17 protein-coding genes are annotated in these 20631 nt (G+C 63.8%); 11 read left to right on the top strand and 6 right to left on the bottom strand.

Features of this window, described 5'->3' with window-relative positions; translation table 11 throughout:
- Positions 1 to 531: 531 nt before the first annotated feature.
- Positions 532 to 2391, bottom strand: coding sequence for a sigma-54-dependent Fis family transcriptional regulator (locus NTD80_RS01140; protein ID WP_262131782.1), 1860 nt, complete (start codon positions 2389 to 2391; stop codon positions 532 to 534).
- 309 nt (positions 2392 to 2700) lie between these two features.
- Between NTD80_RS01140 and NTD80_RS01135 the strand changes: the two genes are divergently transcribed.
- The 3 genes from NTD80_RS01135 to NTD80_RS01125 are packed head-to-tail and all read left to right on the top strand — an operon-like array spanning position 2701 to position 5824.
- Positions 2701 to 3678, top strand: coding sequence for a thiamine pyrophosphate-dependent dehydrogenase E1 component subunit alpha (locus tag NTD80_RS01135; RefSeq protein ID WP_120448312.1), 978 nt, complete (start codon positions 2701 to 2703; stop codon positions 3676 to 3678).
- 26 nt (positions 3679 to 3704) lie between these two features.
- The gene (locus NTD80_RS01130) at positions 3705 to 4724 is read left to right on the top strand and encodes an alpha-ketoacid dehydrogenase subunit beta (RefSeq protein ID WP_065906247.1); all 1020 of its coding nucleotides are present in this window, start codon (positions 3705 to 3707) and stop codon (positions 4722 to 4724) included.
- Complete coding sequence (locus NTD80_RS01125) at positions 4721 to 5824, top strand: acetoin dehydrogenase dihydrolipoyllysine-residue acetyltransferase subunit (protein ID WP_262131780.1); 1104 nt, start codon at positions 4721 to 4723, stop codon at positions 5822 to 5824. Before NTD80_RS01130 ends, NTD80_RS01125 begins: the two co-directional genes overlap by 4 nt.
- Before the next feature lie 114 nt (positions 5825 to 5938).
- Here the strand turns inward: NTD80_RS01125 and NTD80_RS01120 are convergent, their stop codons facing one another.
- Positions 5939 to 6835 (bottom strand): helix-turn-helix domain-containing protein, encoded by an 897-nt coding sequence (locus NTD80_RS01120; protein ID WP_262131779.1) that lies wholly within the window; start codon positions 6833 to 6835, stop codon positions 5939 to 5941.
- Between the two features lie 139 nt (positions 6836 to 6974).
- On the opposite strand from NTD80_RS01120, the gene NTD80_RS01115 reads away from it, so the two are divergent.
- The 3 genes from NTD80_RS01115 to NTD80_RS01105 are packed head-to-tail and all read left to right on the top strand — an operon-like array spanning position 6975 to position 10737.
- Complete coding sequence (locus tag NTD80_RS01115; RefSeq protein ID WP_065906254.1) at positions 6975 to 8333, top strand: glutamine synthetase family protein; 1359 nt, start codon at positions 6975 to 6977, stop codon at positions 8331 to 8333.
- A 26-nt stretch (positions 8334 to 8359) separates the two neighbouring features.
- Positions 8360 to 9448 (top strand): polyamine ABC transporter substrate-binding protein, encoded by a 1089-nt coding sequence (locus NTD80_RS01110; RefSeq protein ID WP_065906256.1) that lies wholly within the window; start codon positions 8360 to 8362, stop codon positions 9446 to 9448.
- Positions 9445 to 10737, top strand: coding sequence for an NAD(P)/FAD-dependent oxidoreductase (locus NTD80_RS01105; protein WP_262131778.1), 1293 nt, complete (start codon positions 9445 to 9447; stop codon positions 10735 to 10737). The genes NTD80_RS01110 and NTD80_RS01105 overlap by 4 nt, the downstream gene beginning before the upstream one ends.
- Positions 10738 to 10905: 168 nt before the next feature.
- On the opposite strand, the gene NTD80_RS01100 is transcribed toward NTD80_RS01105, so the two are convergent.
- The gene (locus NTD80_RS01100) at positions 10906 to 11802 is read right to left on the bottom strand and encodes a LysR substrate-binding domain-containing protein (RefSeq protein ID WP_065906259.1); all 897 of its coding nucleotides are present in this window, start codon (positions 11800 to 11802) and stop codon (positions 10906 to 10908) included.
- Between the two features lie 113 nt (positions 11803 to 11915).
- On the opposite strand from NTD80_RS01100, the gene NTD80_RS01095 reads away from it, so the two are divergent.
- Genes NTD80_RS01095 through NTD80_RS01085 form a run of 3 tightly spaced genes read left to right on the top strand, consistent with a single transcriptional unit; the run spans position 11916 to position 14176 of the window.
- Positions 11916 to 12920, top strand: coding sequence for an aldo/keto reductase (locus NTD80_RS01095; RefSeq protein ID WP_262131776.1), 1005 nt, complete (start codon positions 11916 to 11918; stop codon positions 12918 to 12920).
- A 15-nt stretch (positions 12921 to 12935) separates the two neighbouring features.
- The gene (locus NTD80_RS01090) at positions 12936 to 13733 is read left to right on the top strand and encodes an SDR family NAD(P)-dependent oxidoreductase (protein ID WP_262131774.1); all 798 of its coding nucleotides are present in this window, start codon (positions 12936 to 12938) and stop codon (positions 13731 to 13733) included.
- Between the two features lie 26 nt (positions 13734 to 13759).
- Complete coding sequence (locus NTD80_RS01085) at positions 13760 to 14176, top strand: SRPBCC family protein (RefSeq protein ID WP_262131772.1); 417 nt, start codon at positions 13760 to 13762, stop codon at positions 14174 to 14176.
- 134 nt (positions 14177 to 14310) lie between these two features.
- Here NTD80_RS01085 and NTD80_RS01080 read toward each other — a convergent pair whose 3' ends face one another.
- A complete protein-coding gene (locus NTD80_RS01080) occupies positions 14311 to 15705 on the bottom strand; it encodes a sensor histidine kinase (protein WP_065906264.1) in 1395 nt (464 codons plus the stop codon).
- Entirely contained in the window at positions 15683 to 16366 is a 684-nt protein-coding gene (locus NTD80_RS01075) for a response regulator transcription factor (protein WP_003219726.1), read from the bottom strand. The genes NTD80_RS01080 and NTD80_RS01075 overlap by 23 nt, the downstream gene beginning before the upstream one ends.
- Before the next feature lie 437 nt (positions 16367 to 16803).
- Here NTD80_RS01075 and NTD80_RS01070 point away from each other — a divergent pair, with 437 nt between their 5' ends.
- Complete coding sequence (locus NTD80_RS01070; RefSeq protein ID WP_262131769.1) at positions 16804 to 17709, top strand: hypothetical protein; 906 nt, start codon at positions 16804 to 16806, stop codon at positions 17707 to 17709.
- A gap of 153 nt (positions 17710 to 17862) precedes the next feature.
- Here NTD80_RS01070 and NTD80_RS01065 read toward each other — a convergent pair whose 3' ends face one another.
- Positions 17863 to 19092, bottom strand: coding sequence for a multidrug effflux MFS transporter (locus tag NTD80_RS01065; RefSeq protein ID WP_262131768.1), 1230 nt, complete (start codon positions 19090 to 19092; stop codon positions 17863 to 17865).
- 92 nt (positions 19093 to 19184) lie between these two features.
- Here NTD80_RS01065 and NTD80_RS01060 point away from each other — a divergent pair, with 92 nt between their 5' ends.
- Complete coding sequence (locus NTD80_RS01060) at positions 19185 to 20606, top strand: PLP-dependent aminotransferase family protein (protein WP_262131767.1); 1422 nt, start codon at positions 19185 to 19187, stop codon at positions 20604 to 20606.
- The last annotated feature ends 25 nt before the right edge of the window (positions 20607 to 20631 follow it).

The following is a 20631-nucleotide window of genomic DNA, read 5'->3' as shown; positions in this document are numbered from 1 at the left end:
GCTCCCACACTGATTTGTGGCTGGACTGAGTCTTGTGCCTGGCTCAGTTCCCAGAGTTTTTGGAGGGGCTGGACTGATTCCTGTGCCTGACACAGTTCCACTGTGGGAGCGGGCTTGCTCGCGAAAGCGGTGTTTCAGTCAACCATGATGCAGCTGACCCACCGCCTTCGCAGGCAAGCCAGCTCCCACACTTATTTGTGGCTGGACTGAGTCTTATGCCTGGCTCAGTTCCCACAGTTTTTGGGAGGGCTGGAGTGATTGCTGTGTCTGGCTCAGCTCCACTGTGGGAGCGGGCTTGCCCGCGAAGGCGCAGTGTCAGTCAACCATGATGCAGCTGATCCACCGCCTTCGCAGGCAAGCCAGCTCCCACACAGATTTGTGGCGGGACTGATCCTGTGCCTGGCTCAGTTCCCACAGTTTTGGAGGGACTGGACTGATCCTGTGCCTGGCTCAGTTCCCACAGTTTTTAGAGGGGCTGGACTGAATCTTGTGCCTGCCACAATTCCACTGTGCGGGCTCGCTCCCACAGGTTCACTGTTTACCGGGCATATCGATGCCCAGTTGGTTGACGCGACGGTACAGCGTCGCCCGTGAAATCCCCAGCGCCTGCGCCGTCGGCGATGGCTTCCAGCGATGCCGGATCAGCGCATCCAGTACCACCTGGCGCTCCGGGCTCAGCTGAACCTGCGCCTGCAGCGCAACCTGTTCCCCACGCACTTCCACCGGCAAATCCGCCAGTTGCAGGATGCCGCCTTCGCACACCGCGCAGGCATACGCCAGCACGTGCCGCAGTTGCCGCACATTGCCCGGCCAGGCGTAGCCCAACAGCACTTCCAGCGCCGCCTGGCTGATGCCCGCCGCGATGCCACTGTGGCGGGCCTCCTGTTCCAGCAGCCGATTGATCAGGGCCAGTTTGTCGGTGCGTTCGCGCAGAGGCGGCAGGCAGAAACGCGCGCAGCCGAGGCGAAAGTACAGGTCTTCCCGAAAGCGTCCTTCACTCACCAGTGCCGCCAGATCTCGGTGGCTGGCGCAGATCACCTGGATATCCACTGCACGGGTTTTCGCCGCACCCAGCGGCGCCACTTCACCTTCGGCCATCACCCGCAGCAGGCGCGTCTGCAGGGCCAGCGGCATGTCGCCGATTTCATCGAGGAACAGCGTGCCGCCATCGGCCTGCACCAACAGCCCCGGCATGCCCTTGCTGGATGCGCCGGTAAACGCCCCGGCGACATAGCCGAACAGCTCGCTTTCGATCAGGTTTTCCGGGATCGCCGCGCAGTTCACCGCCACGAACGGCCCCTCGCGCCGGGCGCTGCGCTCATGCAATTGGCGCGCGAAGACTTCCTTGCCGGCACCGGTCTCACCTTGTACCAGCACCGGCAGGTTACGGTCCTTGACCCGCACCGCCAGGCGCAGGTGTTCATCCACGCGCGGGTCGACCTGGGTGATCGCGACCGCGCGCGCGGGCGTGCGACGCGGCGTGTTGACGCGCACGTGCAGCACGCCGGGTTCGCCCAGCCATTGCAGGTGCTGGGCCGATTGATCAGTGACTGCACGCAGGGCATCCAGGTCGAATACCTCGCCGATATGCTCCGGCACCTGGCCGAAGCGCCGACGCAGCGCCAGGCGTGCCTTGCTGTTCAGGGCCTGCAGGCGACCGTCCTGGTCCCAGGCCAGCAGCAGGTCGGGCTGGCTATCGACATAGCCCGGCGTGCTGTGGGCCTGCAGCACCCAGTGCTGGCGAGCGCTGTGCATGAAGAAGGCGTTCTCGATGGCCTGCGCGCTCTGCGCCACCATCTGCCGCACCAGGTGCTGGCTGCGCCGGTCATCCGGGGACTTGAGCGCCGAGGCATCCAGCACCCCCAGCAGGTTGCCCTGCGGGTCGAACATCGGTGCAGCCGAGCAGGTCAGGTCGATGAATGCTGCGCGAAAGTGATCGCGCTTGTGCACCGTGACCGCCGCCTTGCTGGTCAACACCGTGGCCACGCCGCAGGTGCCTTCTTCGGCTTCCGACCAGCACGTGCCCAGGTACAGGCCGGCCTTGCGGCAGTCGCTGCGAATGGCGGTGTCCACGCGGTGGTCGATGGTCTGGCCCTGGGCGTCGGTGAGCATCACGCAGTAGTCGGCGTGGCGCACGCGGTGGTGCAGTTGCCCGACGGCTTCGCCGGCGATACGCATGAACAGTTCGGCGCGCTCACGGCATTCCTTGAGCAGGGGTTCGCTGAGGATACGTGGCCCCTGCAGGGAGCCGGGGTCCAGGTGATGTTGCTCCATGGAGCGGCGCCAGGAGTCGAAAATCAGCGACGGCACCGGCGCCTGGGGCAGGCGATCGGCATTGCGGACCACGCGACTGACGCAGTCGACGTGCTCTCTGGAGTTCGCGGCGAGCATAAGGCCTCCGGTTCTCGATCTTTGTTGTTATGCCGGCCATTAAGCGCCTATGGGCGCAGGCGGACAAGGGCGGCCTGACCAACAGCCGGGCGTGAGACGCAGCGTCTCACCCTGCCTGAGACGCAGCCTGCAGGCTGCAATGGCGCGTCTCATTCTGCGCAGGCATCGCGCCCCGGTACAACCGCACGGTACTGCTCTGGATCAAGGCTTTGCCAGGTTTTTTCGCGCCTTGGCACAGGCTGTGCTGAACCGCTTGCAGCTGGCCGACGCCAGCCTTTTGTGTGTCGAGACAACCTGGAGAACAACAAGATGTCCACTCACCTGTCCACCGATCAATTGCTGCATGCCTACACCGTGATGCGCACCATCCGTGATTTCGAAGAACGCTTGCACGTGGAATTCGCCACCGGCGAGATCCCCGGTTTCGTGCACCTGTACGCCGGCCAGGAAGCCAGCGCTGCCGGGGTCATGGCCCACCTCAACGATGAAGATTGCATCGCCTCCAACCACCGTGGCCACGGCCATTGCATCGCCAAGGGCGTGGATGTGTTCGGCATGATGGCCGAAATCTACGGCAAGAAAACCGGCGTGTGCGGCGGCAAGGGCGGCTCCATGCACATCGCCGACCAGGAGAAGGGCATGCTCGGCGCCAACGGCATTGTCGGCGCCGGTGCACCGCTGGCCGCAGGCGCGGCGCTGGCCTCCAAGCTCAAGGGCAGCCAAGGCGTGGCCGTGGCGTTTTTTGGCGACGGTGGCTCCAACGAAGGCGCGGTCTTCGAGGCCATGAACCTGGCCGCGATCATGAAACTGCCGTGCCTGTTCGTCGCCGAGAACAACGGCTATGCCGAGGCCACCGGGTCCGGCTGGTCGGTGGCGTGCAAGGACATTGCCGAGCGCGCCGTGGGCTTTGGCATGCCGGGAGTGATTGTCGATGGCAATGATTTCTTCGCCGTGCATGCGGCGCTTGGCGTCGCGGTGGAGCGGGCACGCAAGGGCGAGGGGCCGACGCTGGTGGAGGTCAAGCTGAGCCGTTTCTACGGCCACTTCGAGGGCGATGCGCAAACCTATCGCGGCCCGGATGAAGTGAAGAACCTGCGCGAATCCCACGATTGCCTTGCGTTGTTCCGCCAGCGGTGCAGCGCCGAAGGCTGGCTCGATGCTGCGCAGTTCGAGCGTATCGACGGCGAGGTCGCACAGTTGATCGAAGACGCCGTGCGCCTGGCCAAGTCCGATCCCAAGCCCCAGGCCGCCGATCTGTTGAGTGACGTGTACGTCGCCTACCGCTAATAACAACAATACTCGGAGAGAATTTCATGGCTCGCAAAATCAGCTATCAGCAGGCAATCAACGAAGCCCTGGCCCAGGAAATGCGCCGCGACCAGAGCGTGTTCATCATCGGCCAGGACGTCTCCGGCGGTACCGGCTCACCGGGCGAGCAGGACGCCTGGGGCGGTGTGCTGGGCGTCACCAAGGGCTTGTACCCCGAATTTCCCGAGCGGGTCCTTGATGCGCCGTTGTCCGAAGTCGGCTACGTGGGCATGGCCGTCGGCGCCGCGACCCGTGGGATGCGCCCGGTGTGCGAGTTGATGTTCGTCGACTTTATCGGCTGCTGCCTCGACCAGTTGCTCAACCAGGCCGCCAAGTTCCGCTACATGTTCGGCGGCAAGACCACCACGCCGCTGGTGGTGCGCGCCATGTACGGCGCCGGCCTGCGCGCTGCGGCCCAGCACTCGCAGATGCTCACCTCGATGTGGACGCACATCCCCGGCCTCAAGGTGGTGTGCCCGGCCACGCCGTATGACGCCAAGGGCATGCTGATCCAGGCTATCCGCGACAACGACCCGGTGATTTTCCTTGAGCACAAACTGCTCTACAGCCTGCAGGGCGAGGTGCCGGAAGAGCTGTACACGGTGCCGTTCGGCGAGGCCAACTTTGTCCGCGAAGGCCGCGACGTGACCCTGGTGACTTACGGGCGCATGGTGCATGTCGCCCTCGAAGCCGCCGCCAACCTGGCCCGCCAGGGGATCGACTGCGAAGTGCTGGACCTGCGCACCACCAGCCCGCTGGACGAAGACAGCATCCTTGAAAGCGTGGAGAAAACCGGGCGCCTGGTGGTGATCGACGAGTCCAACCCGCGTTGCTCCATCGCCACCGACATCAGCGCACTGGTGGCCCAGCAGGGGTTCTCGTTCCTGCGCGCGCCGATCGAGATGGTCACCGCGCCGCACACGCCGGTGCCGTTTTCCGATGCACTGGAAGACCTGTACATCCCCAACGCGGCGAAGATCGAGGCTGCCGTGCTGAAGATCGCCGACAAGAGGAATGCCGCATGATCCATACCTTGACCATGCCCAAATGGGGCCTGTCGATGACCGAAGGCCGCCTCGATGTCTGGCTCAAACAACCGGGCGACCGGGTGGAGAAGGGCGAGGAGGTGCTGGATGTGGAGACCGACAAAATCTCCAGCAGTGTCGAAGCGCCGTTCAGCGGTGTGCTGCGCCGGGTGCTGGCGGTGAGTGACGAGACCCTGCCGGTGGGCGCGCTGCTGGCGATTGTGGTGGAGGGCGAAGCCACCGAAGAGGAGATCGATGCGGTGGTGGCGCGTTTCAATGCAGGGTTCGTCTCAAGCAACGCCGAAGCCGAAGCGTCGGGACCGAGTGCGCAGAAGGTCGAGGTCGGCGGGCGTTTGCTGCGTTACCTCGACCTGGGTGAGGGCGGCACGCCGCTGGTGCTGGTGCATGGCTTTGGCGGCGACTTGAACAACTGGCTGTTCAACCAACCGGCCTTGGCGGCCGAGCGGCGCGTGATCGCGCTGGATTTGCCGGGGCATGGCGAGTCGGGCAAACACCTGCACAACGGCGATGCCGAAGAGTTGAGCCAGGCCGTGCTGGCCTTGCTCGATCACCTCGGGCTCGACCGCGTGCACCTGGCCGGCCACTCCATGGGCGGGCTGGTTGCGCTGACGATTGCCGACCAGGCCCCCGCGCGTGTTGCCTCACTCAGCCTGATCGCCAGCGCCGGCCTGGGAGCGGACATCAACGGCGATTACCTGCAAGGGTTCACCGAGGCCAACAACCGCAACGCGCTCAAGCCGCAGCTGGTGCAACTGTTCAGCGACCCCGCGCTGGTGACGCGGCAAATGCTCGAGGACATGCTCAAGTTCAAGCGACTGGAAGGCGTGGACCAGGCCCTGCGGCAACTGAATGCGCAGCTGTTTGATGGGGGGCGGCAGCAACGGGATTTGCGCAGCGTGGTGGGTCGCCAGCCGAGCCTGGTGATCTGGGGCAGTGACGATGCAATCATCCCGGCCAGCCATGCCGAGGGGTTGCAAGCCCAGGTGGAGATTGTGCCGGGGCAGGGGCATATGGTGCAGTTGGAGGCGGCGGAGCAGGTGAATCAGTTGCTCAGTCTGTTCCTCAAATCTCAAGCCTGATAGCAATCAACTGGGGGCGCGGGCTTGCTCGCGAATACGGTGGCTCAGTCAGACATTCATTGCCTGACACAGCGCTTTCGCGAGCAAGCCCGCTCCCACGCGGTTAACCGTGTATCAACCATGACGCTTGAGGGTTTCGCTGGGCAATTCCTTGAACAGCGCCCGATAACTATTGGAAAACCGCCCCAGGTGCCAGAACGACCAGTTCATCGCCACCTCCGCCACGGTGGAACCCGGTGAGCTCAACAGTTCGCGCCGCGCACCATTCAACCGACGCAACCGCAACCACTGCGCCGGGCTCATCCCGGTGTAGGTCTTGAAGCCCTGCTGCAGCTGACGCAGTGGCACGCCGGCAATCTGGGCCAGCTCCAGCAGGTTGATGGTCTCATCCGGCGCATCCGCCGCCCACTCGCCAATCCGTGCCATCAACCGGCGTTCTTCGCTGCGCCGCTGCAACGAGCTGCGGTCCAGGCACACACAGGCGTTGTCGAGAATGAACAGGCAATCGTCGAGCAACTGCTGGGTCAGGGCATCGCGGCTGATCGGGTCGATCACCGTGGCCAGGCGCGTAAGCGTGCCACTGAGCCAGCGGGTGAACAGCGCATTCTGCTGGCAGGTCAGCGGCGCCATGAACAAGCCTTCGAGTTTCGCCACGTCCAGGCCATGGCGCTGCACGAACTGCGGGCCGAACACCACCGCCACTTCACGGTAGTTTTCCGGGGTGATCCAGGTGTTGCGGCTCTCGCCATTGAGCATGTACAGCGCGTTGTCGCTGCCATCGAAACAGAACGCCAGCGAGCCCGGTGGCGCGTTGAAGTGCTGCTCCACGCGGGTGTTCATGCACTCTTCGTAGACCTCGACGCCCTGCAGGTCGAGGTAACGGATCTGCCCGGCAAAATGCCCCGGGGACATCTGCTGGTACTGCTGCACCCAGCCGGGTGTCGCACTGCATTGAGCGGCCACATCACCGGTAGTGAAGGCCTGTACGCGCAAAGCTGTTGCCTGTGTCATGGGTGATCCGTGCGCACTCTATTGGTGCGTTGTGGTTCGTGCAAAGTGGATAGATGGCCTGTGAAGGCTGGCCCAAGATAGACCTCAATGCGCCAGGAGTACAAGCCGGCGCATGCACCCAACCCATGACGAGGTCCTTATGAACGCCCCCTTCGATCAGCTGTCCGCCTGGCTGAAAGAACACAAGATTACCGAAGTCGAATGCGTGATCAGTGATTTGACTGGCATCGCCCGCGGCAAGATTGCACCCACCAACAAGTTCCTGCATGAGCGAGGCATGCGCCTGCCGGAAAGTGTGTTGCTGCAAACGGTAACCGGGGACTTTGTCGACGACGATATCTACTACGACCTGCTCGACCCGGCCGACATCGACATGATCTGCCGCCCGGTATCCAACGCCACTTACGTGGTGCCCTGGGCCATCGAACCCACCGCGATCGTGATCCACGACACCTTCGACAAGCAGGGCAATCCTATCGAGCTGTCGCCGCGCAACGTGCTGAAAAAGGTCCTGCAGCTCTACACCGACCAGGGCTGGCAGCCGATCGTGGCGCCGGAAATGGAGTTCTACCTGACCCAGCGCTGCGAGGACCCGGACCTGCCATTGAAGACCCCGATTGGCCGTTCCGGTCGCGCCGAAACCGGGCGCCAGTCATTTTCCATCGACGCCGCCAACGAGTTCGACCCGCTGTTCGAAGACGTCTATGACTGGTGCGAAGCCCAGGGCCTGGACCTCGATACGCTGATCCACGAAGACGGCCCGGCGCAGATGGAAATCAACTTCCGCCACGGCGACGCCCTCGACCTCGCCGACCAGATCACCGTGTTCAAGCGCACCTTGCGCGAAGCCGCACTCAAGCACAACGTGGCCGCGACCTTCATGGCCAAGCCAGTGGCCGACGAGCCGGGCAGCGCCATGCACCTGCACCAGAGCGTGGTCGACATCGCCACCGGCAAGCCGGTGTTTGTCGACGCCGACGGGAGCATGAGCCAGCTGTTCCTGCACCACATCGGCGGCCTGCAGAAATACATCCCCAAGCTGTTGCCGATGTTCGCGCCGAACGTCAATTCGTTCCGCCGTTTCCTGCCGGACACCTCGGCGCCGGTCAACGTGGAATGGGGTGAAGAGAACCGCACCGTCGGCCTGCGCGTGCCGACCTCGAGCCCCGACGCGATGCGCGTGGAAAACCGCCTGCCGGGCGCCGATGCCAATCCTTACCTGGCGATTGCGGCTAGTCTGCTGTGTGGCTACCTGGGCATGATCGAGCAGATCGAACCCAGTGCGCCGGTCGAAGGCCGTGCCTATGAGCGCCGCAACCTGCGCTTGCCGTTCACCCTCGAAGACGCCCTGGCGCGCATGGAGGATTGCGACACGGTCAAGCAGTACCTGGGCGAAAAGTTTGTGCGCGGCTACGTCGCGGTCAAGCGCGCCGAGCACGAGAATTTCAAGCGGGTGATCAGTTCCTGGGAACGTGAGTTCCTGTTGCTGAGCGTCTAAAAAAAATCCAAAAAAGGAGTGTCGATATGCGTCTCGTGAAAAAGCTTCTCCCGCTGGCCCTGGTGGCCGCGTTCAGCAGTGCCAGCCAGGCCGCGCCGACGGTGAGCGTCTACAACTGGACCGACTACATCGGCGAGACCACCTTGGCCGATTTCCAGGCCAAGACCGGGATCAAGGTGATCTACGACGTGTTCGACTCCAACGAAACCCTGGAGGGCAAGTTGCTCGCGGGGCGCACCGGCTATGACGTGGTGGTGCCTTCCAACCACTTCCTGGCACGCCAGGTGAAGGCCGGCGCGTTCCTCAAGCTCGACCGTGCGCAGCTGCCCAACTTCAAGAACCTCGACCCCAAGCTGCTCAAGCTGCTGGAGAAAAACGACCCGGGTAATGCGCACTCGGTGCCGTACCTGTGGGGCACCAATGGCATCGGCTACAACGTCGACAAGGTCAAGCAAGTGCTGGGCATCGACCATATCGATTCGTGGGCGGTGCTGTTCGAGCCAGAGAACATCAAGAAGCTCAACCAGTGCGGCGTGGCGTTCCTCGACTCGGCAGATGAGCTGTTCCCGGCGATCCTCAACTACATGGGCAAGGACCCACGCAGCGAGAATCCCAAGGACTATCAGGAAGCCGAAGCCAAGCTGCTGACGCTGCGTCCCTACATCACCTACTTCCATTCCTCCAAGTACATCTCGGATCTGGCCAACGGCGATATCTGCGTGGCCTTCGGTTACTCCGGCGACGTCTTCCAGGCCGCCAACCGCGCCAAGGAAGCCAAGAACGGCGTGAACATTGCCTACTCGATTCCCAAGGAAGGTTCCAACCTGTGGTTCGACCTGCTGGCGATTCCCGCCGATGCCAGCAACCCGAAGGAAGCCCATGCCTTCATCAACTATCTGCTCGACCCTGAAGTGATCGCCAAGGTCAGTGCCTCGGTCGGCTATGCCAACGCCAACCCCGCGGCCAAAGCGTTCATGGACCCGGAACTGGTGAACAACCCTGAGGTGTACCCGTCCCAGGAAGTGCTCGACAAACTCTACATTTCCACCACGCCGACCCCGGCGACCATGCGCCTGATGACCCGCGCCTGGAGCAAAGTGAAGACCAATAAATGATCCCATCCAGTGACCACGCCCATTCCTACTATCGCGCCTCGGCCAACGCCATGCCGGCGCGCCCGTCGCTGGGCGCCGACCTGACGGCCGATGTGTGTGTGATCGGCGGCGGTTTCACCGGCGTCAACACCGCCATCGAGTTGGCCCAGCGCGGGCTCTCGGTGATCCTGCTGGAGGCCCGGCGCATTGGCTGGGGCGCCAGCGGGCGTAACGGCGGGCAGTTGATTCGCGGGATTGGTCATGACGTCTCGGGGTTCGCCAAGTACGTGGGCGAGGAGGGCGTGCGTTACCTGGAGCGCGCGGGCATCGAGTCGGTGGCGTTGGTGGGCGAGCGGATTCGCGCGCACGGCATCGACTGCGACCTGCGCTGGGGCTTTTGTGAGTTGGCGAATACGCCGGCACAGTTCGCCGCGTTCGAGGGCGAGCAGGCGCACCTGGCAGCGCTGGGATATACCCATGAAACGCGCCTGGTCGGCCCTGGGGATATGCAGCAAGTGGTCGGCTCAACTCTGTACGCCGGGGGCCTGGTGGACATGGGCTCCGGGCATTTGCACCCGTTGAACCTGGTGCTGGGCGAGGCGCATGTGGCCGAGTCCCTCGGCGTGCGGATTTTCGAGCACACTGAAGTGCTGGAACTGCTCCACGGCGACACGGTGCAGGTGCGCTGTGCCGGCGGCACCGTGCGCGCCGCCAACCTGGTGCTGGCGTGCAATGCGCACCTGGACGAATTGGAGCCGCGCCTGAGCGGCAAGGTGCTGCCGGCGGGCAGCTACATCATCGCCACCGAGCCGTTGTCGGAGGACATGGCCAACCAGTTGATCCCGCAGAACCTGGCGCTGTGCGACCAGAAAGTCGGCCTGGATTACTACCGGTTGTCCGCCGACCGCCGCCTGCTGTTCGGCGGCGCCTGTCACTATTCCGGACGTGATCCCGCGGACATCGCCGCCTATATGCAGCCGAAAATGCTCAAGGTATTCCCGCAACTGGCCAACACGGCCATCGAGTTCCAATGGGGCGGCAAGATCGGCATCACGGCCAATCGTTTTCCCCAGGTGGGGCGTTTGCAGCAGTACCCGAATGTGTTCTATGCCCAGGGCTATTCCGGGCATGGGCTCAACGTCACTCATTGGTGCGCACGGCTGCTGGCCGAAGGTATCCACGCCGGTCACAGCAAGGGGCTGGATATCTTCAGCCAGGTGCCGCACATGACCTTCCCCGGCGGCAAGGCCTTGCGTTCGCCACTGCTGGCGTTGGGGATGCTGTGGTATCGCCTGAAGGAATGGATCTAGCCGACGCCGCCCTCCAAATGTGAGAGCGGGCTTGCTCGCGAATACGGTCTGCCGGTCACCGGATGTATTGGCTGGACCAACGCCTCGCGAGCAAGCCCGCTCCCACATTTTGGATGTATGCAGGGCTCAGGTTTGGCGTCGTGGCTGAAGGTGTTGACGGTTGGAGTCCTATTCGCCCGTGGGTTCGGTGAGTACCTTGCGGAACGTTTCCACCAGCGGGCGCAGGTTGATCCGGTGCCACGCCGCCCATAGTGGCGTGGTGTAGGTCAGCCAGGGCAGTTCGCGCAGCACCACGCCCGGCGGTGCATTGCGGCTCAGGCCTTTTTGCACCATCGCCACCCCCAAGCCGGAGGCGACCAGGCCCAAGGCGGTGAACGGCTCACTGGCTTCCATGGGAATCTGCGGGGTGAAACCGGCGCGGATGCAGGCGGCGACAAAGTCATCGGCGGGGTTGGCGCCGGGTTTGCGCTGCACGCCAATCCACTCCTGATCGGCCAGGTGCTCGGGCAGCAGTTCAGTCTGCCTGGCCAGCGGGTGATGCTCGGGCAGGGCCAGCAGCATCGGGTCGTCCAGCACTTGCAGGGCGGTCAGGTCCGGGTCATCGGCGGCCGGTGGTTCCGCCACCAGAGCGATGTCCAGGCTGCGCTGGCGCAGGCCTTCGAGTTGTTCGAGGGAGGGCAGGTTGTACAGCTTGATGTGCACGGTGGGCCGGTCGTCGCGCAGGATGCGCAGGGCATTCGGCAGCACGCCGGCGTGCATGGCGTTCTCGATGTAGCCGATGCACAGGCCACCTTCTTCACCACGGCCGAGGCGCTTGCCCAGGGATTCGAGGCGATTGGCATGGGTCAGCAGGGCCTTGGTCTCGGCGAGAAAAGTCTGACCGTCGCGGGTCAGGCGGATGCGTTGCTGGCTGCGCTCGAACAGGGTCAGGCCCAGGCGTTCTTCGAGCTGGGCAATCTGCCGGCTCAACGGCGACTGCGAGATATGCAGGCGCTCGGCGGCGCGGCCAACGTGTTCTTCTTCAGCGACCACTTCGAAGTAGCGCAACTGGCGTAGATCAATCATGTAAGACCTCTTGGGACTCAAGTTGGTCGCAGTATGTCTTGGACGGTCCGATCTAGGCAATCTACGATCTGCTCAACGGTCACAGTGACCCTGAACCCGATTGAGGATCCACCATGAGCTTGAAAGACAAATTGCCTGGCCAACTGGGCTTTGGCACGGCCCCGCTGGGCAACATGTTCCGCGCCATTCCTGAGGAAGAAGCCCAGGCCACCGTCGAGGCCGCCTGGAACCAGGGCGTGCGCTACTTCGATACCGCGCCGTTCTACGGTTCGGGCCTGTCGGAAATCCGCCTGGGCCAGGCCCTGTCTCAATACCGTCGCGACGACTTCGTGCTCAGCACCAAGGTCGGCCGTCTGATCCTCGACGAAGTCGAAGAAAACGCGCGTGATCTCGGTGAAAAAAGCGGCGTGTTCGAACACGGTCGCCCGAACAAGATGGTCAACGACTACAGCGCCGATGCCACCTTGCGCTCCATCGAAGACAGCCTGAACCGCCTGCAGACCGATCGCCTGGATATCGTCTGGATTCACGACATCGCCCAGGACTTCTACGGTGACCAGTGGCTGGACTACTTCAACCAGGCCCGCACCGGCGCTTTCAAGGTGCTGACCCGCCTGCGTGAAGAGGGCGTGATCAAGGCCTGGGGCCTGGGCGTGAATCGCGTCGAGCCTTGCGAGCTGACCCTGGACCTTGCCGAAGCCCAACCCGACGGTTTCCTGCTGGCCGGCCGCTACACCTTGCTGGACCACGACCGCGCCCTGCAGCGCTTGATGGACGCCGCCCTGGCGCAGCAGGTCGAAATCGTCGTCGGTGGCCCGTACAGCTCGGGGATCCTCGCCGGGGGCGCGCACTTCGAATACCAGCCGGCGAGCCCGGCGATCATCCACAAGGTCGAGCAGATCAAGGCGATTGCCCAGGCCTTTGGCGTGAGTGTGAAGGCGGCGGCGCTGCAGTTCTCCCTGGCGCATCCTGCCGTGGCGGCGGTCATTCCGGGCGCCAGTCGTCCGGGGCGGATTGCCGAAGACGTCGCGGCGTTGTCAGAGAAGATTCCGGCAGCCTTCTGGCAGGCCCTGCGCGATGCCCACTTGGTCTCGGACCGCGCACCACTGCCGCTCTAATACGAGGATTCAAGCATGAAGATTGATGTAAGCGGCAAAGTAGCCATCGTCAGCGGCAGCACGGCAGGCATCGGCCTGGGTATCAGCCAGGCCCTGGCAGCGTCCGGCGCCACCGTGGTGGTGATCGGGCGCGACGCGGGCAAGGTCGATGACGCACTGGCGAGCATTCGCCAGGCGGTGCCCGGCGCCAACCTGCGCGGGCTGGTGGCGGACCTGGGCACCGCTGAGGGCGCCGACACACTGTTCGCCGCCGAACCGCGTGCCGACATCCTGGTCAACAACCTGGGCATCTTCAACGATGTGGATTTTTTCGAAGCGCCGGACAGCGAATGGACACGCTTCTACGAGGTCAACGTGATCTCCGGTGTGCGCCTGGCGCGGCACTACGTGCCGGGCATGGTCGAGCAGGGCTGGGGGCGGGTGATTTTCCTGTCCTCGGAATCCGGGGTGGCAACGCCGGCGGACATGATCAACTACGGCGTGACCAAGAGCGCCAACCTGGCCGTTTCCCACGGCTTGGCCAAGCGCCTGGCCGGCACTGGGGTGACCGTCAACGCGGTGCTGCCGGGCCCGACTTTCACCGACGGCCTGGAGCAGATGCTCAAGGACGCCACCGCGAAGTCCGGGCGCAGTGCACGGGACGAGGCCGATGTGTTTGTGCGAAACGCGCGACCCACCTCGATCATCCAGCGCGCAGCGAATGTGGATGAAGTGGCGAACCTGGTGGCGTACATTGCTTCACCCCTGTCCTCCGCGACCACCGGTGCCGCGTTGCGGGTCGATGGTGGTGTCGTCGACAGCATGGCGATCTGAATTTTTTACCTTCTGGAGTATTTATCGTGGCAACAGCGTCTTCTGTGATTGAAATTCCGGTGTCGGCCGATCAGGTCTGGCAATTGGTGGGCGGCTTCAACAGCCTGCCGGACTGGCTGCCGTTCATCGTCAAGAGCGAGCCCAGCGATGGCGGCCGCGTGCGGCACCTGCAAACTGCCGACGGCGGCGTGGTGGTCGAGCGCCTGCAGGCTTTCGATAACGTCGGGCGCACTTATAGCTACACCATTGAGCAATCGCCGTTTCCGGTGAGTGCTTACCTCGCGACCTTGCAGGTCGAGGCGCTTGGCGAATCGTCGGCGAAAGTGACCTGGTCCGGCGTGTTCACGCCGGCGGCGGGAACCACGGACGCGGTGGTGGAAGAGCTGTTTGCCGGGGTGTACAGCGGCGGGCTTGAGGCGCTGCGGGCCAATTTCCCGGCCTGATCAACGCCTCACTGTGGAGGGGGCTCTGTGTGGGAGCCGGGCTTGCCCGCGATGCAGGCAGCTCGGTGTATCAGTCATACCCAGGCGATGCTATCGCAGGCAAGCCAGCTCCCACACAAGCCTGGCGGCCGTCCTCAGGCTTCCGGCATCAGTTGCTGGCGGCATTCGAGAATCAGGCGGGCGCCGCCTTGCTCGCTGCTGCCGACTTCGAGCTTGAACCCGTGCAGGTTGATGATCGCCGCCACAATCGACAAGCCCAAGCCAAACCCGCCTTGCTGGTCGCCTTCATCCACGCGGTAGAAGCGCTGGAACACTGCATCACGTTCGGCGGCCGGGATGCCCGGGCCGGAGTCGTGGACTTCGATGCGCGTGCTGCCGGCATCGTTGAGACCCCGCAGGATCACCTCGCCACCCGGTGGGGAAAACTTGATCGAGTTGCTCAGCAGGTTGGCCAATGCTTCGAACAACAGTGCGCGGTCGCCGGTGATCCACGGCAAGGACTCGGGGACTTCAAGGCGCAGCTGCAATTCGCCTTCTTCTGCCAGGGGCAGGTAGAAGTCATGCAATTCGCGCAACAGTGGCAGCGGGTCCATCACCAGGAAGCCTGAGCGGCGCTGGTGGTCCTCCAATTCCGAGATCCGCAGCAGCCCGCGAAAGCGTGCCATCAGGGTGTCAGTCTCGGTAATCGCATCGTCGAGTTTTACCGCGTAGTGCGAGTCGGCCTCCGCTTCCTGGCGGATGCGGTAGAGCTGCGCCCGCAGGCGGGTCAGCGGCGTGCGCAAGTCGTGGGCGATGTTGTCGCACACGCCCTTGACCTCGTTCATCAGCTTCTCGATGCGGTCGAGCATGGCGTTGACGATGGCCGCGAGCATGTCCAGCTCATCACGACGGTTGGACAGCGGCAGGCGGTGAGTGAGGTCGCCGGCGACGATGGCTTCGGCGCTGGCCTGGATCCCACGGATCCGGCGCAACGGGCGGCGGCGCAGCAAATGCCAGCCAGCGGCGCCGGGAATGATCGTCAGCGACAGCGCCCACAACAGCGCGTGCCAGATGATCCGCGTCACGCCAAACAACGAGCCGTTGGCCCGCACCAGCACCAGCCAGCGGCCGTCGTCGGTGTGGGTGGCCACGGCGTCGCAGCTGTCCTTGGGCAGTTTGGGGTCGTCGGAATCGACGCAGTTGGCCAGCGCGTGGATCTTGCCGTCCAGCGGCAAATCGGGCGGAATCGCGCGGATCGGCCCGCTCAAGGGGCGAAACTGCTCGTCGAACAGGCCGTAGGCGTCCACACCCTTCATGTCGAAGGTCATGCTGGTGGTCAGGGCTTCCACCAGTTCCTCGCCGTCGAAACGCTGGAACAAATGTTGGCGCTGCATCAGCGAATGGCGCGACAGATCACCCAGGTAACCCGACACTTCGTAGTACAGCACCCCCATGAGGATGCAGCTCCAGGCCACGAACAACGAGCTGTACAGCGCCAGCAGGCGGCTGCTGGAGGAGCGCCAGCCCTTAGAGGGGTTCAGCAATGACATAACCGGAACCTCGTACCGTGCGGATCAGCGGCGTGAGGCCCGGTGGATCGATTTTCTTGCGCAGGCGACCGATGTGCACGTCGATGAGGTTGGTGCCCGGGTCGAAGTGATACCCCCAGACTTCCTCGAAGATCATCATCCGCGACAGGATCTGCCCGGTGTTGCGCATCAGGAATTCGAGCAGTTTGTATTCGGTCGGCAGCAGGCTCAGCGGCTGTTCGGCACGGCTGGCTTCGCGGCTGATCAGGTTGAGTTCCAGGTCGGCCACGCGCAGGGCGGTCTCGAATTCCTTGACCGTGCTTTTACGCCGCAGCAGCACTTCGACGCGGGCGGCCATTTCATCCGAGGCGAAGGGCTTGGTCAGGTAGTCATCGCCACCGGCGCGCAGGCCGCGCACGCGCTCGTCGACGTCGGAGAGGGCGCTGATCATCAGGATCGGCGTGGACACGCCGATGGTGCGCAGGGTGGTGACGATGGCCAGGCCATCGAGTTCGGGCAGCATGCGGTCGAGGGTGATCAGATCGTAATCACCGCTCACGGCACGGACCAGGCCTTCGCGGCCGTTGTCCACCCAATCTACGTCCAGTCCATGGCTACTCAGCTCGGCGACGATCTCGCGGGCCGTTACGGCGTCATCCTCGATGGTCAAAATACGGGTCATGGGATTACCTTTCACACAGGAAAACCGCAATCGCCGGCAAGCCGGCGCCTACAGAAGTGGGAGCATTTTGCCAATAAATGGCTGAACGCTTCCTAAATAAAACGTCATGTTGGCAAAACTGACAAAAATTTCATCACTTGGCACGCGATCCCGCTGGCGCCGTCTTGCTGGCGATAGGGGTGTGTCCGTCAGCGCTGTTGGCGCCGGGAATCTCGCTATCGCTGGCAAGCCGGCGCCTATAGCTGAGTGCTCAGCCTGGGATTGCATAAAGCCCGCCTTGTTCGGTCATTTCTTGCAAGTTGCATGGTTCAAATTAGTTCAATTTAGTTAACTTGTTGAAATATAAGGATTTTAAATTTTCGCTCGACTGGCACGCTGCCTGCACTGTCCCTTTTGAGAGTTGTAACACTATTTTTCCTGCCGGGAGCAAAACAACAATGATCACATCCTCATCCACGCTGCAAGAGTCGAGCGCGCTCTCCGGGGTTTCCTGGGGGGCGATTTTTGCCGGGGCCGCAGCCGCGGCTGCACTGTCACTGATTCTGGTACTGCTGGGTTTCGGCCTGGGCTTTTCGGCGGTGTCGCCGTGGGCCGATAGCGGCATCAGCGCCAAGGGGCTTGGCATTTCCACCATTGTCTGGCTGGCGTTTACCCAGATCGTCGCGTCCGGCCTGGGCGGTTACATCGCCGGCCGGTTGCGCGTGAAATGGGCCAATATGCACGGCGATGAGGTGTACTTTCGCGACACCGCCCATGGCTTCCTGGCCTGGGCCGTGGCCACGTTGATTACCGCGACCCTGGTGGTCGGCTCGGTCAGCAGCGTGGTCAGCGGTGGCGTGCAAGCAGGTGCCAGTGTGGCGTCCGGTGCTGCCAGCGGTGTCACCCAGGCCGCCGGCAGTGCGGCCAAAGGTGCCAACGGCCAGGACTTCGGCTACTACGTCGACAGCCTGTTCCGTGACGACCGCCCAGCCGCCGTCAGTGATGACGCCGTCCACGGCGTGGTTGCGCGCATCTTTGCCCGCACGCTCAGCAACGACGGCCAACTGACCCCTGAAGACCGTGCCTACCTGGCCCAGTTGATCAGCCAGCGCACCAACCTCAGCCAGGCTGACGCCGAGGCGCGCATCGACAAGGTCTACGGTGACGCCCGTAAAGCCCTCGAAGACGCCAAGCTCAAAGCCAAGCAAGCTGCTGACACCGCCGCCAAAGTCGCTGCCTGGACGTCGCTGTGGATGTTCGTGGCCCTGCTGATCGGTGCGTTTTTCGCCAGCTTCGCTGCAACCTTCGGCGGTCGTCGCCGGGATGCGGTGGTGTATGTCGAAACTGAACACTTCGTTCGTTAATTCAAGGAGAACAACATGCGCTCATTACTGCTTTGGTTCCTCGGTGTGCCTATTCCGGTGATCATCCTGATCGCGATCTTTATGCACTGATTGCCGTCTTAATCGGTAAATACGTGGGAGCGGGCTTGTTGGCGAATGCGCGGTATCAGTGACTCATGAGTTGACTGACACAACGTTTTCGCCGGCAAGCCCGCTCCCACGTTTGTTTGTGCGCAGGGCCAGCCAACTGGTCACCAGCAAGCCGCTCGCCAGCGCGGTCATGATGATCAGGGGCCGCGAGGTGCCGTTGGACAGCAGGCCGGTAACCCAGCTGCTCAGCGCCGTCAGGAACATCTGGGTAAAGAAGAACAGGCCTGACGCCGTCCCGGCGATTGCGCCGTAGGGCTGCAGCACCGACAGCTGGCACGCCGGAATGACCATCCCCACCGACACCATGATCACCACCATCGGCAGCACAATCGCCAGCCATTGCTGTGGCAACGCCAAGGTGGCGAGTGCGAGCAGCAGGCTGCCCAGTACATTCAGGGCGATCGCCGCGTTGATCAGGCGATCCGGTTCGAATCGCTGCACCAGCCGACGGAACAGGTTGGCTCCGAGCATGTAGCCGCTGATGGTGGCGGCGAACACCAGCGCATAGGCGGTCGCCGTCAGGTGAAAGCCACGTTGCAGCAGCGCCGACGACTCGCTGATGAAGGGGAAATAGGTGCTGTACACGCAGCCGATCGCCAGGGAATAGCGCAGGAAGTAGCGATCGCGCAACAGTTGGGCATAAATCCGCAGCAGGTTGCTCGGCGGCGCGGTGGCCACCTCCGGCGGGCGGGTTTCGGGCAGGCGGCGATACACCACCAGGTACAGCACCGCGCCGATGAGGCCGAGCAGCACGAATAGCCCGCGCCAATTCACCAGCGGCAACAGCAGGCTGCCCAGCACCGGCGCGGCCATCGGCGAGACGGCCATGGCCATCGAGATCAGGCCCAGCAGCCGCGCCTGTTCATGGCGGTCGAAGTAGTCGCGCACGATCACCCGGCCAATGACCGTGGTGCAGCACCCGCCCAGGGCCTGGAACAACCGCGCAATGATCAGCACGCCGAGGCTGTCGGCCAGCGCACACGCGACGGTGGCGACCACGTACGTGAACAAGCCCGCCAGCAACACCGGGCGGCGGCCGAAGCGATCGGTCAGTGGGCCGCTGACCAGCAGGGAAATCGCCGAGCCAAGGGTGTACAGGGTGAGGATCAGCTGCAACTGGCTGTCGCGGGTGTGGAAATAGTCGGCCATGGCGGGCAGGGCCGGCAGGTGCATGTCGAGGGTGATGCGGGGCAGGCCGATCAGCACGGTGAGCAACACCAGCCAGAACCAGGAGGAGAGGGCGCGTTGGGTCATGGCACGCTTCTTTGCAATGAGTAGAGCCCGAACTCTAGCGGCTTTGTGGTTTAATCCTGTGGGCCATTTATGCCTGGGAAGAGTGGACCACTATGAGCCGAGGAAAAGCTGCTTCCGCCCTGGACCTGCCCCGTCCCGATGGCCTCGATGCCAGCAAGCAACAAGGCGCCTACGCGGCGTTGCGGGGTGCGATCCTCAATCGGCAGTTGCCGGCAGGCAGTCGCTTGCCGTCCACGCGCAGCCTGGCCGAGCGCTGGCAGGTGTCGCGTGGCACCCTGGAAGCGGCATTCGAACGCCTGCACAGCGAAGGCTATGTACAGCGGGTGGCCGGCTCCGGCACGCGGGTCTGCGCGGTGATCCCCGAACAATTCATGGCCGCGCCGACGGTGGCGCAGGCGCCGCGTCGCACCGTGGTGCCGGATCAGCCGGACGCCGGCGTGCAGAGCCACGTGCCTTTTGTCGCGCGGCGACCGGACGCGAGCCTGTTCGACCTGAAAACCTGGGCCCGCTGTATTTCCCGTGGGCTGCTGTCTGTGGGCCCTGGCGTGCTTGAGGCCGCGCACCCTGCGGGCCTGCCGCAGCTGCGCGCGCAGATCGCCGATTACCTGCGCAGCTACCGTGGCCTGCAGTGCGAGGCCGACGAGGTGATCGTCACCACCGGCATTCGGCATGCGCTCGACCTGATCGCCCGCACGCTGCTCAAATCCGGCGACACCGCCTGTGTCGAGGATCCTGGCTACCCGCCGGCACGCCGCCTGTTCAGCCTGGCAGGTGCGCATATCCACGCGGTGCCGGTGACCGCCGAAGGCCTCGACACCGACCAACTCCCCGACACGGCGCGCCTGGCCTATGTGACCCCGGCGCACCAGGCCCCGCTGGGCATGACCCTGTCGGTGTCGCGCCGCCTGGCACTGCTGGACTGGGCCGCCCGTGCCCAGGCGTGGGTGGTCGAAGACGATTACGACAGCGAGTACAACTACAACGCCGCGCCCTTGGCCGCGCTCAAGTCCCTGGACTCCAGCGACCGGGTGATCTACTGCGGCAGCTTCAACAAGAACCTGTTCCCCGGCCTGCGCGTGGGCTTCATGGTGGTGCCCAAGGCGCTGCGCCCAGCGCTGCTGCGCACGCTGCAACTCACCGGGCATTCGGTGGGGGCGGGCGATCAGTCGGGGTTGGTAGAGTTCCTCGGCAGCGGCGCGTTCGTGCGTCACTTGCGGGCGTCGCGCCAGGCTTACCAGGCGCGGCGCGATGCGCTGTTGGAATGCCTGGGCGGGCAGTTCAGGGTCAGCGGCCAGCAGGCGGGCCTGCACTTTGTACTGTGGTTGCCGACGGGGGTCGAAGAGCCAGATTTCTGCACCCGTGCCGCCGCTGTCGGCCTGACCTTGCAGCCCTTGGGCACGTTCTGCCGGGACGCGCGCCTGCCGCCGGCGGTGATCATCGGCTACACCGCGTTGACCCTCGCGCAGATCCGCTTCCATGGCCGCGCGTTGGCGAAATTGTTAATGGCGGCTTAACGCCCGCTTGGCTAGACTCGCGCCC

This window comes from Pseudomonas sp. 13B_2.1_Bac1 (assembly GCF_025466155.1).
Classification (GTDB): Bacteria; Pseudomonadota; Gammaproteobacteria; order Pseudomonadales; family Pseudomonadaceae; genus Aquipseudomonas; species Aquipseudomonas aylmerensis.
Note: the sequence above shows the minus strand (reverse complement) of the source record. Positions and strands in the feature narration are given on the sequence as shown.

Bases quoted from the DNA above. Each gene is read 5' to 3' on its own strand.
- NTD80_RS01120 (WP_262131779.1), bottom strand. From the start codon at position 6,835: ATGACACAGGCAACAGCTTTGCGCGTACAGGCCTTCACTACCGGTGAT.
- NTD80_RS01080 (WP_065906264.1), bottom strand. From the start codon at position 15,705: ATGTCATTGCTGAACCCCTCTAAGGGCTGGCGCTCCTCCAGCAGCCGC.
- NTD80_RS01060 (WP_262131767.1), top strand. From the start codon at position 19,185: ATGAGCCGAGGAAAAGCTGCTTCCGCCCTGGACCTGCCCCGTCCCGAT.
- NTD80_RS01110 (WP_065906256.1), top strand. From the start codon at position 8,360: ATGCGTCTCGTGAAAAAGCTTCTCCCGCTGGCCCTGGTGGCCGCGTTC.
- NTD80_RS01125 (WP_262131780.1), top strand. From the start codon at position 4,721: ATGATCCATACCTTGACCATGCCCAAATGGGGCCTGTCGATGACCGAA.
- NTD80_RS01090 (WP_262131774.1), top strand. From the start codon at position 12,936: ATGAAGATTGATGTAAGCGGCAAAGTAGCCATCGTCAGCGGCAGCACG.
- NTD80_RS01075 (WP_003219726.1), bottom strand. From the start codon at position 16,366: ATGACCCGTATTTTGACCATCGAGGATGACGCCGTAACGGCCCGCGAG.
- NTD80_RS01140 (WP_262131782.1), bottom strand. From the start codon at position 2,391: ATGCTCGCCGCGAACTCCAGAGAGCACGTCGACTGCGTCAGTCGCGTG.
- NTD80_RS01130 (WP_065906247.1), top strand. From the start codon at position 3,705: ATGGCTCGCAAAATCAGCTATCAGCAGGCAATCAACGAAGCCCTGGCC.
- NTD80_RS01105 (WP_262131778.1), top strand. From the start codon at position 9,445: ATGATCCCATCCAGTGACCACGCCCATTCCTACTATCGCGCCTCGGCC.
- NTD80_RS01115 (WP_065906254.1), top strand. From the start codon at position 6,975: ATGAACGCCCCCTTCGATCAGCTGTCCGCCTGGCTGAAAGAACACAAG.
- NTD80_RS01100 (WP_065906259.1), bottom strand. From the start codon at position 11,802: ATGATTGATCTACGCCAGTTGCGCTACTTCGAAGTGGTCGCTGAAGAA.
- NTD80_RS01135 (WP_120448312.1), top strand. From the start codon at position 2,701: ATGTCCACTCACCTGTCCACCGATCAATTGCTGCATGCCTACACCGTG.
- NTD80_RS01070 (WP_262131769.1), top strand. From the start codon at position 16,804: ATGATCACATCCTCATCCACGCTGCAAGAGTCGAGCGCGCTCTCCGGG.
- NTD80_RS01065 (WP_262131768.1), bottom strand. From the start codon at position 19,092: ATGACCCAACGCGCCCTCTCCTCCTGGTTCTGGCTGGTGTTGCTCACC.
- NTD80_RS01095 (WP_262131776.1), top strand. From the start codon at position 11,916: ATGAGCTTGAAAGACAAATTGCCTGGCCAACTGGGCTTTGGCACGGCC.